Raw genomic sequence first — 15,226 nt, forward strand, 5'->3', positions numbered from 1 at the left:
GGCACGCTCCGTACCGAATCCCGACGCCGCCACGCCCGCGCGCGCTGCGCGGCAGTCTCAACCACTTCTGACTTTCACACCGAAATGGCCCAATACGTTTTCACGATGAACCGGGTCGGCAAGATCGTGCCGCCCAAGCGCCAGATCCTGAAGGACATCTCGCTGTCGTTCTTTCCCGGCGCGAAGATCGGCGTGCTCGGCCTGAACGGCTCGGGCAAGTCGACGCTGATCCGCATCATGGCGGGCGTCGACAAGGACATCGAAGGCGAAGCGACGCCGATGCCGAACCTGAACATCGGCTATCTGCCGCAGGAGCCGCAGCTCGATCCGACGAAGACGGTGCGCGAAGCCGTCGAGGAAGGCCTCGGCGACCTGTTCCAGGCCAACAAGAAGCTCGAGGAAATCTACGCGGCGTACGCGGAGCCGGACGCCGACTTCGACGCGCTCGCCGCCGAGCAGGCAAAGTACGAAGCGATCCTCGCGTCGAGCGACGGCGGCAGCCCCGAGCAGCAGCTCGAAGTGGCCGCCGACGCACTGCGCCTGCCGTCGTGGGACGCAAAGATCGAGCACCTGTCGGGCGGTGAGAAGCGCCGCGTCGCGCTGTGCAAGCTGCTGCTCGAAAAACCCGACATGCTGCTGCTCGACGAACCGACCAACCACCTCGACGCGGAATCGGTCGACTGGCTCGAGCAGTTCCTGGTGCGCTTCCCGGGCACCGTCGTCGCGGTCACCCACGATCGCTACTTCCTCGACAACGCGGCCGAATGGATTCTCGAACTCGACCGCGGCCACGGCATTCCGTGGAAGGGCAACTACAGCAGCTGGCTCGACCAGAAGGAAGAGCGGCTGAAGCAGGAAGAAGCGTCGGAATCGGCGCGTCAGAAGGCGATCAAGAAGGAACTGGAGTGGGTGCGCCAGAACCCGAAGGGCCGCCAGGCGAAGTCGAAGGCGCGTATCGCGCGCTTCGAGGAACTGAGCAGCCAGGAATACCAGAAGCGCAACGAAACGCAGGAAATCTTCATTCCGGCCGGCGAACGCCTCGGCAATGAAGTGATCGAGTTCAAGAACGTCAGCAAGTCGTTCGGCGACCGCCTGCTGATCGACAACCTGAGCTTCAAGATCCCGGCCGGCGCGATCGTCGGCATCATCGGCCCGAACGGCGCCGGCAAGTCGACGCTGTTCAAGATGCTGACCGGCAAGGAACAGCCGGATTCGGGCGAAGTCGTGATGGGCCCGACGGTGAAGCTCGCGTACGTCGACCAGAGCCGCGACGCGCTCGACGGTTCGAAGACGGTGTTCGAGGAAATCTCGGGCGGCGCCGACGTGCTGACGGTCGGCAAGTACGAAACGCCGTCGCGCGCGTACATCGGCCGCTTCAACTTCAAGGGCGGCGACCAGCAGAAGATCGTCGGCAACCTGTCCGGCGGTGAACGCGGCCGCCTGCACCTCGCGAAGACGCTGATCTCGGGCGGCAACGTGCTGCTGCTGGACGAACCGTCGAACGACCTCGACGTCGAAACGCTGCGCGCGCTGGAAGACGCGCTGCTCGAATTCGCGGGCTCGGTGATGGTGATCTCGCACGATCGCTGGTTCCTCGACCGGATCGCGACGCACATCCTCGCATTCGAAGGCGATTCGCAGGTCACGTTCTTCGACGGCAACTACCAGGAATACGAAGCCGACAAGCGTGCGCGCCTCGGCGAGGAAGCCGCGAAGCCGAAGCGTCTGCGCTACAAGCCGATCAGCCGCTGAGCGGCGCGGCCCCGGCGCCCGGCACTGCGGCAACGCAGGAACGGGCACCGAGGCTGGTCTCGCTCCGGAAGCGGAACAACAAAAAACGGGCCGCTGGCCCGTTTTTTTATCCGGCGGCTGGCTGCCCGCTTGCCGCTTACGCCAGCGCGCCCAGGTCGCGCAGCCGTGCCTCGGTCGCCGCCGCACTCGTGTGATGAATGCCGTGCCAGCCGAGCGCCGTCGCGGCCGCGGCGTTCTTCGCATTGTCGTCGATGAACACGAGTTCGTGCGGCGCGATGCCCGGCAAGTGCGGCTCGATCCGCGCATGCATCTCGCGGTAGATCGCCGGATCGGGTTTCACGAGCTTCACACGGCCCGACACGACGATGTCCCTGAAACGCCGCAGCACCGGGAAGTTGTCCCACGCATACGGAAACGTCTGCGCGGACCAGTTCGTCAGCCCGAACAGCGGCATCCCCTGCGCGTCGAGCCGGTCGACGAGCGCGGCGCCTTCGTCGAGCACGCCGCCGATCATCTCGTGCCAGCGCGCATAGAACGCGCGGATCAGCCCCTCGTGCGCCGGAAACTTCGCGACGAGCTCGGCCGTCCCCTCTTCGATCGTCTGCCCGCCGTCCTGGCGGACCACCCAGTCCATCGTGCAAACATGCGTGAAGAACCAGCGACGCTCGGCGTCGTCGGGAATCAGTTCCCGGTAAAGGTACTCGGGGCTCCAGTCGATCAGCACGCCGCCGAAATCGAATACCACGGCCTTGATCGTCATGCGAACTCCGTCGCAAGGACGTCCGCGAGCGGGCGCGGCGTCACCGGGTTGCCCGACAGCGAATTGTTTTCCCATACGAAGTGATGATGCGCGACGATCTGCGCGGCCGACAGGTGCGTGCGCTCGTTCGTGGTGTGCAGGTCGGACACGACGGTCGTCCGGTAGCCGAGCAGCGCTGCGCGGCGCGCGGCCGAATCGACGCAGAACTCGGTCGCATAACCGCAGATCAGCACCGAACGGATGCCGTGGCGCTCGAGTTGCGCCGCGAGCGGCGTATCGTGAAACGAATCGCTCATCTGCTTGCGCACCCGCCAGTCGCCGTTCCCGACGACCAGCCCCGCGTGCAGCTCCCAACCCGGCGTGCCGGGCACGACGTCGTCGTCCGCGTCGCCGTCGTGCTGCACGAAGCACACGGGCGCGTTCGCCGCACGCGCCGCCGCCGTCAACCGGTTGATGCCCGACACCACGTCATCGAGCCGGTACGCGGGCCTCGCCCGCTCCACCAGCCCGCGCTGCATGTCGACCACGATCACTGCAGTGTCCGCCATTGCTTGCCCTCGTCGTTATTGTCCGGCCGTCGTTCGACCGCTATCCAATCGTTACTCGGCCGCTACCGCGCGTTGCATCAGATCGGCTGCGTGCGTGCGTCGAGCCACGCCTTCGCGTCGCCGCTCAGGTGCCGGCCGACGCGCTCGCGCACCGTTGCGTGATATGCGTTCAGCCACGCGCGTTCTTCTTCATGCAGCATCTCGATCAGCACGCAGCGCGTGTCGATCGGGCACAGCGTCAGCGTCTCGAACGCGAGGAAATCGCCGAACTCGGTCTGCCCGGCCGCGCGGTTCACGACCAGGTTCTCGATGCGGATGCCCCACTGGCCGGGACGGTACACGCCCGGCTCGATCGACGTGATCATGCCCTCTTCCATCGCCGTGTACGGCTCGGCCGGCGCGTAGTGCGAGATCACCTGCGGGCCTTCGTGCACGTTCAGGAAGTAGCCGACGCCGTGCCCCGTGCCGTGCCCGTAGTCGAGCCCGGCCGCCCACATCGGCGCGCGCGCGATCGCGTCGAGCATCGGCGAGCGGATACCGCGCGGGAATCGGGCACGCGACAGCGCCATCATCGATTTCAACACGATCGTGAAATCGCGCCGCTGCAGGTCGCTGACGGTGCCGACCGGCACGACGCGCGTGATGTCGGTCGTACCCGTCACGTACTGGCCGCCCGAATCGATCAGCAGCAGCCCGTCGCCGGCGATCGTCGCGTGCGACTCCGGCGTCGCGCGGTAATGCGGCATCGCGCCGTTCGCGTTGAAGCCCGCGATCGTCGCGAAGCTCGGCGACACGTAGCCGGGGCGTCGCGCGCGCGCGGCAGTGAGCTTCTCGTCGATCGTCAGCTCGGTGATCGTCTCGCGGTTCACGGCCTGTTCGAACCAGGTGAAGAATTCCGCGAGCGCGGCGCCGTCGTGCTCCATCGTCACGCGCACATGCTCGATCTCGGTGGATGTCTTGCGCGACTTCGCGAACGTCGACGGATTCACGGCCTCGACGAGCTTCACGCCGGCCGGCACGGCCTCGAGCGTGCCGAACGTCACGCGGCGCGGATCGATCAGCAGCGTCGCGCCGTCGGGGAGTGCCGCGAGCGCGGCGCGCGCGGCGTCGTAGGCGCGAACGTCGACGCCGTCCTGCGCGAGCGACGCGGCCAGTGCCGGCGACACCTTGCCGTCGGCGACGAACAGCGTCGCGCGATCGGCGCCGATCATTGCGTGCGCAACGAATACGGGATTGAAGTTGACGTCGGCGCCGCGCAGGTTGAACAGCCATGCGAGATCGTCGAGCGTCGAGACGAAATGCCACTGCGCGCCCTGCGCACGCATCGCGCGGCGCACTTCGGCCAGCTTGCTCGCGCGCGTCGTGTCGGCCTGCGGCGCCGCGTGCTCGAACACCGCATCGCCGGGCAGCCCCGGCCGCTCGGGCCAGATCGCGTCGAGCAGGTCGAGATCGGTGCGCAGCGCGATGCCGCGTGCGTTCAGCGCGGCCGTCAGCCCGCGTGCGGCCGCGACGCCGAGCACGGCGCCGTCGACGCCGACGGTTGCACCCGCCGCCACGTTCTGCGCGAGCCAGTCGACGTGCGGCGCGCTCTGCTGCCCGCCCGTCATCTTCATCAGTTGCACGCCCGTGCCGGCCAGTTCGGCGTCGGCCTGCACCCAGTAGCGACTGTCGACCCACAGCCCCGCGAAATCCGCGGTTACGACCAGCGTGCCGACCGAGCCCGTGAAGCCGGACAGCCAGCGGCGGGCCTGCCAGCGCTCCGGCAGATACTCGGACAGATGGGGATCGGCGGACGGCACGAGATAGGCGGCCAGGTCCTCGCGGACCATCGCGCCACGCAGCAGCGCGAGACGGGCCGGCACCGGCGAGACTTCGGGAAGACGGGCATTCATGATTTCACCTGAGAGCATTCAGCGACGGGCCGACAGCGCAACCGTCACGGCTACTGCGAGGAACGCGACGCCGGCGCAGACCGGCCATTCGAGCGTCTCGCCATCGTAAAACAGTCCAGAGAGATTGCCGGCCATGCGGGCCGCGGCCGCGCCGACGATACCGGCGAGCACCGCGATCCACCACGCCGGCCGGGCCGTGCGCCGCATCGGATGCAGCCATCGGCCGAACAGCCCGACGGCCGCTCCCAGGACAAGGATTCCAAACCAGTTCATTCAACGCCTTCGATAAATTCGGATTCGTCCCATAGGCGTGAACGTTGCCAGCGGCTAGCATCGATTCATCCATCGAACCCGAGACCAGCCGGGTGCCGCGAACGTTCGAGTGTAGGGGCCGACTCGACGTTATGGCAAGCGCGCACCAGCTGCCGTATTGAAGAAATTCTCATGCGAATCGCTCTGATCGATCCGGACGCGCGCCATGCCGCGCTCCTGAACCGCCTGCTCTTTGCGGGCGGTCACGTATGCCACGCGTTTCCGTCCAGTACGGCGTTCTTCGAGTGGCTCGCCGCCAATACCTGCGACATGCTGATCACCGGCCACTGGGCCGGCGACCAGCCGGCCGAGGAAGTCATTCCGCGCGCGCAGGCAGTCCTGCCCGGGCTGCCGGCGATCGCCGTGATGCAGATGCCGCGCGAAAGCGAGATCGTATCGTGCCTGCACGCGGGCGCCGACGATTGCCTCGTGCGCCCGGTGAGCGGGCCCGAGCTGCTCGCGCGCGTCAACGCGCTGAGCCGGCGCGCCGGCGTACGCCGGCCGCCGGCCCGCTCGCGCGAAATGTATGGCGAATACGCTTTCGACGCCACGCACTGCCTCGTTCGCTTCGGCAACGCAATCGTTTCACTCACGCCGAAGGAGTTCCGTTTTGCGCAGTTGCTGTTCGCGAACCTGTCGCGGCCCGTGTCGCGCGCCCATATTCTCGAAACGGTGTGGGCGCGCCGCCGCGACACGAAGTCGCGCACGCTCGATACCCACGCGTCCCGGCTGCGCAGCAAGCTGCACCTGCTTCCGGAGCGCGGCTACCGGCTGCTGCCGCTCTACGGCTATGGCTATCAGCTCGACCGCGTGCCGATCGAGCCCCCAAATTCCCGGCCCCGCCACGCCGATGCCCGGTATGCCGCGAGTGAGGAAATCGCTGAAACGCTATAATATGGGGCTAAACGATAGCCCTCGATATGCAACTCCTCACGATCGGAATCAATCACCACACTGCGCCTGTCGCCTTGCGCGAACGCGTGGCGTTTCCGCTCGAGCAGATCAAGCCGGCTCTCGTCACGTTCAAGAACGTGTTTCTCGGCCCCCAGGCGCCCAACACGCCCGAAGCGGCGATCCTCTCCACCTGCAACCGCACCGAACTGTATTGCGCGACCGATGATCGCGCCGCACGCGAAGGCGCGGTCCGCTGGCTGTCGGAGTATCACCGGATTCCGGTGGACGAGCTCGCACCGCACGTCTATGCGCTGCCGCAGTCGGAAGCAGTCCGGCACGCGTTCCGCGTCGCATCCGGCCTCGATTCGATGGTGCTGGGCGAAACCCAGATTCTGGGCCAGATGAAGGATGCCGTCCGCACCGCGACGGAAGCCGGCGCGCTCGGCACCTACCTGAACCAGCTGTTCCAGCGCACGTTCGCGGTGGCGAAGGAAGTGCGCGGCACGACCGAAATCGGCACGCAGTCGGTGTCGATGGCCGCCGCCGCGGTGCGCCTCGCGCAGCGGATCTTCGAAAAAGTGTCCGATCAGCGCGTGCTGTTCATCGGCGCCGGCGAAATGATCGAGCTGTGCGCGACGCACTTCGCCGCACAAGGCCCGCGCGAACTCGTCGTCGCGAACCGCACGGCCGAACGCGGCCAGCGCCTGGCCGAACGCTTCAGCGGCCGCGCGATGCCGCTCTCGGATCTGCCGACCCGCATGCACGAATTCGACATCATCGTGTCGTGCACGGCGTCGACGCTGCCGATCATCGGCCTCGGCGCAGTCGAACGCGCGGTGAAGGCACGCCGCCACCGGCCGATCTTCATGGTCGACCTCGCGGTGCCGCGCGACATCGAGCCCGAAGTCGGCAAGCTGAAGGACGTGTTCCTCTATACCGTCGACGATCTCGGCGCGATCGTGCGCGAAGGCAACGCATCTCGCCAGGCTGCGGTCGCGCAGGCCGAATCGATCATCGAAACGCGCGTGCAGAATTTCATGCAATGGCTCGACACGCGCAGCGTCGTGCCGGTGATCCGTCACATGCATACGCAGGCCGACGCGCTGCGCCGGGCCGAAGTCGAGAAAGCGCAGAAGCTGCTCGCGCGCGGCGACGATCCGGCTGCCGTGCTCGAAGCACTGTCGCAAGCGCTGACCAACAAGCTGATCCACGGCCCGACGAGCGCGCTCAATCGCGTGAACGGCGCCGATCGCGATTCGCTGATCGACCTGATGCGCGGCTTCTACCAGCACGCACCGCGCTCGAACGACCAGTCCGGCCACTAGCGCCGCCCGGTCGCCCTGCCGCCGGCCGGTCGTTGTCCCGCCGCCGGCCTATCCTTTCCGAATACCCCTTGCCCGGGAGCGCCGCTCCACACCATGAAGACGAGCATGCAACGCAAGCTCGACCAGCTGTCCACACGGCTGGCCGAACTGAACGACCTGCTGAGCCGCGAAAACGTCACGGCCGACCTCGACCAGTACCGCAAGCTGACGCGTGAACATGCGGAACTCGGCCCGGTGGTCGAACAGTACGCGCTGTGGCGCCAGTCGCGCAGCGACGAGACGGCCGCGCAGGAGCTGCTCGGCGATCTGTCGATGCGCGACTTCGCGGAAGACGAAATCCGCAGCGCGCGCGAGAGCATGACCCGCCTCGAGACCGAGCTGCAGAAGATGCTGCTGCCGAAGGATCCGAACGACGACCGCAACATCTTCCTCGAAATCCGTGCGGGCACGGGCGGCGACGAATCCGCGCTGTTCGCCGGCGACCTGCTGCGCATGTACCTGCGCTTCGCGGAACGGCAGCGCTGGCAGGTCGAAATGATGTCGGAGAGCGCATCGGATCTCGGCGGCTACAAGGAAGTGATCGTGCGGATCGCGGGCCAGGGCGCGTACTCGCGCCTGAAGTTCGAATCGGGCGGCCATCGCGTGCAGCGCGTGCCGGCAACCGAGACGCAAGGGCGCATCCACACGTCCGCGTGCACGGTCGCGGTGATGCCGGAAGCCGACGAAATCGGCGAGGTCGAGATCAATCCGGCCGACCTGCGGATCGACACGTTCCGCGCGTCCGGCGCGGGCGGCCAGCACATCAACAAGACCGATTCGGCGGTGCGCGTCACGCACATCCCGACCGGGATCGTCGTCGAGTGCCAGGACGACCGTTCGCAGCACAAGAACAAGGATCGCGCGCTGAAGGTGCTCGCCGCGCGCATCAAGGACAAGCAGTATCACGAGCAGCACGCGAAGGAAGCCGCGACGCGCAAGAGCCTGATCGGCTCCGGCGACCGCTCGGAACGGATCCGCACGTACAACTTCCCGCAGGGCCGGATGACCGACCACCGGATCAACCTGACGCTGTACCGGCTCGAGGCGATCATGGACGGCGACCTCGACGAACTGATCAGCGCGCTGGTCAGCGAGCACCAGGCCGAACTGCTCGCGTCGCTCGGCGACGCCGACTGAGGTCACGATGCCCGACACGACCGCCGACGAACTGCTGCGCGCGTCCGCGCTCGACGCGGTCGATGCGCGCGTGCTGCTCGCGCACGCGCTTGGCTGGACCCGCACGCAACTGATCACGCGCGGCGACGCGCCGCTCGACGCGGCCGCGGTCGAACGCTACCGCACGCTCGAGGCGCGCCGCATGGCCGGCGAGCCGGTCGCGCAACTCGTCGGGATGCGCGAATTCTTCGGCCGGCCGTTCGACGTGACGCCCGACGTGCTGATCCCGCGCCCTGAAACCGAACTGCTCGTCGAAGCCGCACTCGATGCGATCGACGGGCTGCCGCATCCGGCGGTGCTCGATCTCGGCACGGGCAGCGGCGCGATTGCCGTCTCCATCGCCGCCGAGCGGCCCGACGCCCGCGTATGGGCGCTCGACCGTTCGCCAGCCGCACTCGAGGTCGCGCAACGCAACGCCAGCAAGCTGCTCGACGCGCACCGCCCCGGCGGCCCGCTGCACTGGCTGCAGAGCGACTGGTACGCGGCGCTCGATCCTGCGCTCGCCTTCGACACGATCGTCAGCAATCCGCCGTACATCGCGCAGCACGATCCGCACCTCACGCAGGGCGACCTGCGTTTCGAGCCGCGCGGCGCACTCACCGACGATGCCGACGGCCTCAGCGCGATCCGGACGATCGTCGCGGGCGCCGGCACTTACCTGAAACCGGGCGGCACGCTCTGGATCGAGCACGGTTACGACCAGGCCGAGGCCGTGCGCGCCATACTCGCATCGCACGGCTTCGTCGCGGTCGAATCGCTCGCCGATCTGGCCGCAATCGAACGCACGACAGGCGGCCGCCTGCCGGGCTGATGCCCGGCCCGTCCGGTTGAAATCCGCTATCATTTCGATCTAACGCCCCGCAAACGCAAGGTCAGTCATGGACACCCAACAACGTATCAAGCAAATCGTCGACGAAAACCAGGTCGTGCTCTTCATGAAGGGCAACGCGCAATTCCCGATGTGCGGCTTTTCGGGCCGCGCCATCCAGGTGCTGAAGGCCTGCGGCGTCGATCAGTTCAAGACGGTCAACGTGCTCGAAGACGACGAGATCCGCCAGGGCATCAAGGAATTCTCGAACTGGCCGACCATCCCGCAGCTCTACGTGAAGGGCGAATTCATCGGCGGCTCGGACATCATGATGGAGATGTACCAGTCGGGCGAACTGCAGCAACTGTTCGCCGCCGCGTAATACGCCCCGCCCCCTTTTCGATGGCATCTCCCAGCGCGCCGCCACGCCGGCTGATCGTCGCGATCACCGGCGCCACCGGCGCGATCTACGGCGTACGGCTGCTCGACCTGCTGCGCGCCGCCGGCGGCGTCGAAACGCACCTGCTGATTTCGAACGCCGGCTGGCTCAACATCCAGCACGAACTGAAGCTGTCGAAGGCCGAAATCGAAAGCCGTGCGGACGTCGTGCACTCGGTGCGCGACGTCGGCGCGACGATCGCATCGGGGTCGTTCGCGACCGACGGGATGGTGATCGCGCCCTGCTCGATGAAGACGCTCGCGAGCGTCGCGCACGGGCTGTCCGACAACCTGATCACGCGCGCGGCCGACGTCACGTTGAAGGAGCGCCGCCGCCTCGTGCTGATGGTGCGCGAAACGCCGTTCAACCTCGCGCATCTGCGCAACATGACCGCCGTGACCGAAATGGGCGGCATCGTCTTCCCGCCGCTACCCGCGTTCTACGCGATGCCGAAGACGATCGAGGAACTCGTCGACCAGACCGTCACCCGCGTGCTCGACCTGTTCGCGCTCAGTGCGCCGATGACGACGCCGTGGGCCGGCATCCGGCCGGCGCAGTAAGCCGCTCGCCGCGGCGCTTCCGCATCGTTCTTCGCGCATCTTCGCCGATTCACCTGCCTTCCGTGCTGAATCGACCACCTCGAGTCCCCGTCCGCCCTCGCGTTCGTGAAATCGGCCCGATTATCAACCAATACGACTCAATCAAATTCCTCGCGACGGATTTATCAATGCCCGGTGCGCGCCTATAGTCACAGGCAAATCCCTTTGCAGGCCACCACCATGAACCGCTTGCCTTCGCTCTACCTGTCCCACGGCGCCCCGACGCTGCCGATCGACCCGACGCTGCCGTCCGGCGCGTTCACCCACCTTGGCGCCGAATTGCCGCGCCCGCGCGCGGTACTGATGCTGTCCGCGCACTGGGGCACGCAGCGTCCCGTCGCCAGCGTCGCCGCGCATCCTGAAACGATCCACGACTTCTACGGCTTTCCGCAGGCGCTGTACGACATCCGCTACCCGGCGCCCGGCGCGCCCGACGTCGCCGAGCGCGCGGCCGGACTGCTGAATGCGGCCGGCATCGCCACTGCGACGACCGAGCACGGCCTCGACCACGGCGCGTGGGTACCGATGCTGCTGATGTTCCCGGAAGCCGACGTGCCGGTGGCACAGCTGTCGATCCAGCCGCGCGCGGATGCGGCGCACCACTTCGCGCTCGGCCGCGCGCTGCGACCGCTGCGCGACGAAGGCGTGATGGTGATCGGCTCCGGCCAGATCACGCACAACCTGCGCGCCGCCGATTTCGGTGCGGCACCGGAAGATGCGGACCCGCGCGTCGCGGAATTCACCGACTGGTTCGAGGCGAAGCTGGCCGCGCGCGACGTCGACGCGCTGCTCGACTACCGTCGGCAGGCGCCGCATGCCGCGCTGATGCATCCGACCGACGAGCATCTGCTGCCGGTGTTCACGGCGCTCGGCGCGGCGGACGACGACTACCAGCTTGGCATCCAGTCGCTCGGCACGTACCAGCGCGTGCTCGCGATGACGAACTACGTGTTCGCGAGCGCGGCCGCCTGAGCGTCGCGCGACAACCGTCGACCGCCAATAAAAAGCCCGCCCGAGCGATGCTCGGGCGGGCTTTTTTTCCGCTGCTGGCTGCCGCCGCCGAATCCGGCGACAGGTCACGCGTCAGGCACCGACCCCCTCGAGGATCTCGTCGTGCGATTCACGCTCGTCGAGATACTGGGTCCGGTAGCCGGTATTCACGCCCCAGAAGTAGAACACCAGCGAGATTGCGGCGACGATCAGCATGTCCCAGCCGTACGGCAGCACGCCGTAACCGCCGAACTCCTTGCTGCCGATCAGCGACAGCACGGCCATCGTCGGCAGGTACGCGACCAGCCACCATGCGGCCTTCAGGTCGGCACCCCAGCCGGTCCAGCCCGACTTCGCCTGGAAGTAGAAGTACACCGGCAGCGCGACGATCATCAGCAGGATGATCTCGCCCGTCAGCGGCCACTTCGCCCAGTAGAGGATCAGCGACGCGCAGACGAACGCGAACGGCGCGATCAGCTTCATCAGCGGAATCGACAGCGGACGCTCGATGTCGGTCGCCGAGCGGCGCAGCGCCATCAGGCTGATCGGGCCGGTCAGGTACGAGATCACCGTCGCGACCGAGATCACCGCCGCGAGCGAGCTCCAGCCGCGGAAGAAGAACAGGAAGATGAACGAGACCAGCAGGTTGAACCACATCGCCTGGCGCGGCACGCCGTAGAGCGGGTGCACGTTGCCGAACATCTTCGGCATCGTGTTGTTGCGCTCCATCGCGTAGATCATGCGGGTGGTGGTCGCCATGTACGTCGTGCCGGTGCCGCTCGGGCTGACGAACGCGTCGACGTACAGCAGGATCGCGAGCCAGTTCAGGTTCAGCGCGATCGCCAGTTCGGCGAACGGCGACTTGAAGTTGAAGTGCGACCAGCCCTGCGCGACGTCAGCCGGATTCACCGAGCCGATGTACGCCATCTGCAGCAGTACGTAGATCACGAGCGCGATCAGGATCGACGTGATCACCGCGAACGGCACGCTGCGCGACGGGTTGCGCGCCTCGCCCGCGAGGTTCACCGGGCTCTGGAAGCCGTTGAACGCGAACACGATGCCGCTCGTCGCGACCGCGGTCAGCACCGCCGACCAGCCGTACGGCGCAAAGCTTGCATTGGATGCGGTGCCGAGGTTTTCCGGATGGTAGCTCGTCAGCATCAGGCCGAGGATCGTGAGGCCGGGGATCAGGAACTTGAAGATCGTGATCGTGGTGTTCGCCCGGGCAAACGCCTTCACGCCCCAGTAGTTCAGCAAGAAGTAGATGACGACTAGCACGGCCGACAACAGCAGGCCGGGTGTCGTCAGCTCGCCGTTCACGAACAGCGCATGCGCCCACGGATACGGCCACGTGCTCATGTACTGGATCGACGCTTCAGCCTCGATCGGGATCACGGATACGATCGCGATCCAGTTCGCCCACGCGCTGATGAAACCGACCAGCGAGCCATGCGAGTAGCGCGCGTAGCGCACCATGCCGCCCGACTCGGGGAACATCGCACCCAGTTCCGCGTACGTCAGTGCAATCGCGAGAATCACGACCGCGCCGATGATCCATGCGCAGATCGCTGCCGGACCGGCGATCTTTGCGGCTTTCCAGGCGCCGAACAGCCAGCCCGAGCCGATAATCGAACCCAGCCCCGTCAGCATCAATGCAAACGGGCCGATGTTCCGTTGAATAGAACTCTTCACATCCTCTCCTGTGTCTCAAAAAGCATGGTCGGCCCGCGGTCCGGGATCGGCTCGGACTGCACCGCGCACGCATTCTTGGGGGGACGCGTCACCCGATCAGGGCAACCCGTCCGCGCGGCGCGTAGTTTAACGGTTGCACCTCGGGCGTGGCGCCAAAATCGTTCGGCCCCTACAAAAAATTCGCATCGTTTGCAAGCTTTGTAAACCTGATCTCCGCAATAACCCTGAGTCCATGGAAATACGGTTGACCACGCGGGTGATAAGCCGTATAAAGGACTTCGCAGGATTTCAAGTGGCGAGTGAATTGGTTCTTTCGTAGTTCGCCCATCAACGGTACTCCGGTTGGTCCTATTACCCCTTCCTTGATTTTCCGCACACCATGGGCTTCGGCCCCGTTTTATCTTTTTAGGAACAAGTAACATGGCAACCGGTACCGTCAAGTGGTTCAATGACGCAAAGGGCTTCGGCTTCATCACCCCGGAAGGCGGCGGCGACGATCTGTTCGCGCACTTCTCGGAAATCCGCGTCGAAGGCTTCAAGACGCTGCAAGAAAACCAGAAGGTTGAATTCGAAGTGAAGACGGGCCCGAAGGGTCTGCAAGCTGCGAACATCCGTCCGGTCTAAGCTTGGCGCGATAATTCGTGTAAAAAAGCCCCGCTTCGGCGGGGCTTTTTGTTTTTCGGCGCCGGTCGCCCGGCATGACGGCCTTTCAGCCGCCCGCATTCAGCCGAACAATCGCTGCGCGTGAATGCCGAGCCCCGTCGCGACACTCGCGAGGCGGTCGCCGAACACCGGCTGCGCATCCGGGAACGCACCTGCGAGCGCCCCCGACAGGAATGCGAGCCCCGTCGAGCCGCCGGTGAAATACAGTGCGCCGACATCGCGCGGCGCGACACCCGCGAGCCGCACCGTCTCGCGCGCGGCATCGACGATGCGGGCGGTGTCGTCGTGGCTCGCATCGACGAGGCGCTCGGCATCGAACGCGATCTGCAGATCCTCTTCCACGTCGTTCAGGTCGATCATCGTCTCCCCGCCCGCCGCGACGCCGATCTTCGCTTCCTCCGCGCGCGCCATCAACGCATGCCCGAGCCGCTGCTCGACCACGGTCGTGAGCCGGTCGTACTGCTGCACGTCGCGGTACAGGTGCTTCATCAGCTTCAGCTCGCCGAGTCGCTTCGGCGTGTAGACCGTGTTGATCAGGTGCCAGGTCGCGAGATCGAAGTAGATCTTGTTCGGCAGCTCGCGCCCTTCGGGATCGAGCGAACGGTAGCCGAATGCGGGCAGGATCGCGGCCAGCTCGACACGCCGGTCGTAGTCGGTACCCGCGACGTGCACGCCGTGGTGGGCCAGCACGTCGTCCTTGCGCTCGAGCCGCGCCATCCGCTCGGGTCCGACGCGCACCAGCGAGAAGTCGGACGTGCCGCCGCCGATGTCGGCAACGAGCACGAGGCGCTCCGCCTGCTGACGCGATTCGTAGTCGAACGCGGCCGCGATCGGTTCGTACTGGAACTGAACGTCCGTGAAGCCGACCGATCGCGCGGCTGCCTCGAGCTGGTCCTGTGCAAGGCGGTCGGCGCGCGGATCGTCGTCGACGAAGAACACGGGCCGGCCGAGCACCGCACGACCGATCGGCGCAGCCGCGCGGGTTTCGGCCTTGCGCTTCAGGTGCGTCAGGAAGCGCGCGATGATGTCGGTGTACGCGATCGCGCTGCCGTCGCCGAGGTCGGTCGTCGTTTCTGCGAGCGGCGAGCCGAGAATGCTCTTCATCGAGCGCATCAGCCGGCCGTCGAAACCGTCGATGTAGGAAGCCAGCGCCGCACGGCCGTATTCGACCGTCTCTTCGTCGTTGTTGAAGAAGATCGCGGTGGGCAGCGTCAGGTGGTCGCCCTCGACGGGCGCGAGGCGCATGCCATCGCCGTCGGGCAGCGCCACGGCGGAATTGGACGTGCCGAAATCGATCGCGCAGTAAGTCATGGGAAATTGCCGCAGCAGGGCCGGCG

The 15,226-nt window shown here is 66.4% G+C and carries 15 protein-coding genes; 9 read left to right on the plus strand and 6 right to left on the minus strand.

Annotation, left to right across the window (positions count from 1 at the left end; all coding sequences use genetic code 11):
• Positions 1-84: 84 nt before the first annotated feature.
• Positions 85-1,752: an energy-dependent translational throttle protein EttA gene (ettA, locus tag FOZ70_RS04260; RefSeq protein ID WP_039352138.1), complete on the plus strand. Its 1,668-nt coding sequence runs from the start codon at positions 85-87 to the stop codon at positions 1,750-1,752.
• A 136-nt stretch (positions 1,753-1,888) separates the two neighbouring features.
• On the opposite strand, the gene FOZ70_RS04265 is transcribed toward ettA, so the two are convergent.
• The 4 genes from FOZ70_RS04265 to FOZ70_RS04280 all read right to left on the minus strand — a co-directional run bounded on the left by FOZ70_RS04265 (position 1,889) and on the right by FOZ70_RS04280 (position 5,225).
• Positions 1,889-2,512 (minus strand): HAD-IA family hydrolase, encoded by a 624-nt coding sequence (locus FOZ70_RS04265; RefSeq protein ID WP_021161781.1) that lies wholly within the window; start codon positions 2,510-2,512, stop codon positions 1,889-1,891.
• Complete coding sequence (locus FOZ70_RS04270) at positions 2,509-3,060, minus strand: cysteine hydrolase family protein (protein ID WP_021161782.1); 552 nt, start codon at positions 3,058-3,060, stop codon at positions 2,509-2,511. The genes FOZ70_RS04265 and FOZ70_RS04270 overlap by 4 nt, the downstream gene beginning before the upstream one ends.
• Positions 3,061-3,137: 77 nt before the next feature.
• Positions 3,138-4,952 (minus strand): aminopeptidase P family protein, encoded by a 1,815-nt coding sequence (locus FOZ70_RS04275; RefSeq protein ID WP_059486488.1) that lies wholly within the window; start codon positions 4,950-4,952, stop codon positions 3,138-3,140.
• An 18-nt stretch (positions 4,953-4,970) separates the two neighbouring features.
• Positions 4,971-5,225: a hypothetical protein gene (locus tag FOZ70_RS04280; RefSeq protein ID WP_219705006.1), complete on the minus strand. Its 255-nt coding sequence runs from the start codon at positions 5,223-5,225 to the stop codon at positions 4,971-4,973.
• A 171-nt stretch (positions 5,226-5,396) separates the two neighbouring features.
• Between FOZ70_RS04280 and FOZ70_RS04285 the strand changes: the two genes are divergently transcribed.
• From FOZ70_RS04285 to FOZ70_RS04315, 7 genes are all read left to right on the plus strand, one after another.
• Positions 5,397-6,158, plus strand: coding sequence for a response regulator transcription factor (locus FOZ70_RS04285; protein WP_021161785.1), 762 nt, complete (start codon positions 5,397-5,399; stop codon positions 6,156-6,158).
• 26 nt (positions 6,159-6,184) lie between these two features.
• Positions 6,185-7,483, plus strand: a complete 1,299-nt coding sequence (gene hemA, locus FOZ70_RS04290) for a glutamyl-tRNA reductase (protein ID WP_021161786.1) — start codon at positions 6,185-6,187, stop codon at positions 7,481-7,483.
• Between the two features lie 93 nt (positions 7,484-7,576).
• Entirely contained in the window at positions 7,577-8,659 is a 1,083-nt protein-coding gene (gene prfA, locus FOZ70_RS04295) for a peptide chain release factor 1 (protein ID WP_027788492.1), read from the plus strand.
• Between the two features lie 7 nt (positions 8,660-8,666).
• A complete protein-coding gene (prmC, locus tag FOZ70_RS04300; RefSeq protein WP_048023610.1) occupies positions 8,667-9,509 on the plus strand; it encodes a peptide chain release factor N(5)-glutamine methyltransferase in 843 nt (280 codons plus the stop codon).
• Between the two features lie 67 nt (positions 9,510-9,576).
• Entirely contained in the window at positions 9,577-9,888 is a 312-nt protein-coding gene (gene grxD, locus FOZ70_RS04305) for a Grx4 family monothiol glutaredoxin (RefSeq protein WP_021161789.1), read from the plus strand.
• Between the two features lie 20 nt (positions 9,889-9,908).
• On the plus strand, positions 9,909-10,505 hold the full coding sequence (locus tag FOZ70_RS04310) for a UbiX family flavin prenyltransferase (protein WP_048023612.1): 597 nt from the start codon (positions 9,909-9,911) through the stop codon (positions 10,503-10,505).
• A 219-nt stretch (positions 10,506-10,724) separates the two neighbouring features.
• A complete protein-coding gene (locus FOZ70_RS04315) occupies positions 10,725-11,516 on the plus strand; it encodes a class III extradiol ring-cleavage dioxygenase (protein ID WP_042976606.1) in 792 nt (263 codons plus the stop codon).
• Between the two features lie 111 nt (positions 11,517-11,627).
• Here the strand turns inward: FOZ70_RS04315 and FOZ70_RS04320 are convergent, their stop codons facing one another.
• Complete coding sequence (locus tag FOZ70_RS04320; RefSeq protein ID WP_021161792.1) at positions 11,628-13,226, minus strand: APC family permease; 1,599 nt, start codon at positions 13,224-13,226, stop codon at positions 11,628-11,630.
• A gap of 420 nt (positions 13,227-13,646) precedes the next feature.
• Between FOZ70_RS04320 and FOZ70_RS04325 the strand changes: the two genes are divergently transcribed.
• Positions 13,647-13,850: a cold-shock protein gene (locus tag FOZ70_RS04325; protein WP_006477070.1), complete on the plus strand. Its 204-nt coding sequence runs from the start codon at positions 13,647-13,649 to the stop codon at positions 13,848-13,850.
• Between the two features lie 99 nt (positions 13,851-13,949).
• On the opposite strand, the gene FOZ70_RS04330 is transcribed toward FOZ70_RS04325, so the two are convergent.
• Positions 13,950-15,200, minus strand: coding sequence for an Hsp70 family protein (locus FOZ70_RS04330; protein ID WP_021161794.1), 1,251 nt, complete (start codon positions 15,198-15,200; stop codon positions 13,950-13,952).
• Positions 15,201-15,226: the final 26 nt, after the last annotated feature.

It is taken from the genome of Burkholderia sp. COPS, assembly GCF_019425585.1.
Classification (GTDB): Bacteria; Pseudomonadota; Gammaproteobacteria; order Burkholderiales; family Burkholderiaceae; genus Burkholderia; species Burkholderia cepacia.

What these genes read in the sequence shown, in the direction of transcription:
- FOZ70_RS04265 (WP_021161781.1), bottom strand. Translation starts at nt 2,512, where the DNA reads ATGACGATCAAGGCCGTGGTATTCGATTTCGGCGGCGTGCTGATCGAC.
- FOZ70_RS04315 (WP_042976606.1), top strand. Translation starts at nt 10,725, where the DNA reads ATGAACCGCTTGCCTTCGCTCTACCTGTCCCACGGCGCCCCGACGCTG.
- FOZ70_RS04270 (WP_021161782.1), bottom strand. Translation starts at nt 3,060, where the DNA reads ATGGCGGACACTGCAGTGATCGTGGTCGACATGCAGCGCGGGCTGGTG.
- ettA (WP_039352138.1), top strand. Translation starts at nt 85, where the DNA reads ATGGCCCAATACGTTTTCACGATGAACCGGGTCGGCAAGATCGTGCCG.
- FOZ70_RS04310 (WP_048023612.1), top strand. Translation starts at nt 9,909, where the DNA reads ATGGCATCTCCCAGCGCGCCGCCACGCCGGCTGATCGTCGCGATCACC.
- FOZ70_RS04325 (WP_006477070.1), top strand. Translation starts at nt 13,647, where the DNA reads ATGGCAACCGGTACCGTCAAGTGGTTCAATGACGCAAAGGGCTTCGGC.
- FOZ70_RS04275 (WP_059486488.1), bottom strand. Translation starts at nt 4,952, where the DNA reads ATGAATGCCCGTCTTCCCGAAGTCTCGCCGGTGCCGGCCCGTCTCGCG.
- hemA (WP_021161786.1), top strand. Translation starts at nt 6,185, where the DNA reads ATGCAACTCCTCACGATCGGAATCAATCACCACACTGCGCCTGTCGCC.
- FOZ70_RS04285 (WP_021161785.1), top strand. Translation starts at nt 5,397, where the DNA reads ATGCGAATCGCTCTGATCGATCCGGACGCGCGCCATGCCGCGCTCCTG.
- grxD (WP_021161789.1), top strand. Translation starts at nt 9,577, where the DNA reads ATGGACACCCAACAACGTATCAAGCAAATCGTCGACGAAAACCAGGTC.
- prmC (WP_048023610.1), top strand. Translation starts at nt 8,667, where the DNA reads ATGCCCGACACGACCGCCGACGAACTGCTGCGCGCGTCCGCGCTCGAC.
- FOZ70_RS04280 (WP_219705006.1), bottom strand. Translation starts at nt 5,225, where the DNA reads ATGAACTGGTTTGGAATCCTTGTCCTGGGAGCGGCCGTCGGGCTGTTC.
- prfA (WP_027788492.1), top strand. Translation starts at nt 7,577, where the DNA reads ATGAAGACGAGCATGCAACGCAAGCTCGACCAGCTGTCCACACGGCTG.
- FOZ70_RS04330 (WP_021161794.1), bottom strand. Translation starts at nt 15,200, where the DNA reads ATGACTTACTGCGCGATCGATTTCGGCACGTCCAATTCCGCCGTGGCG.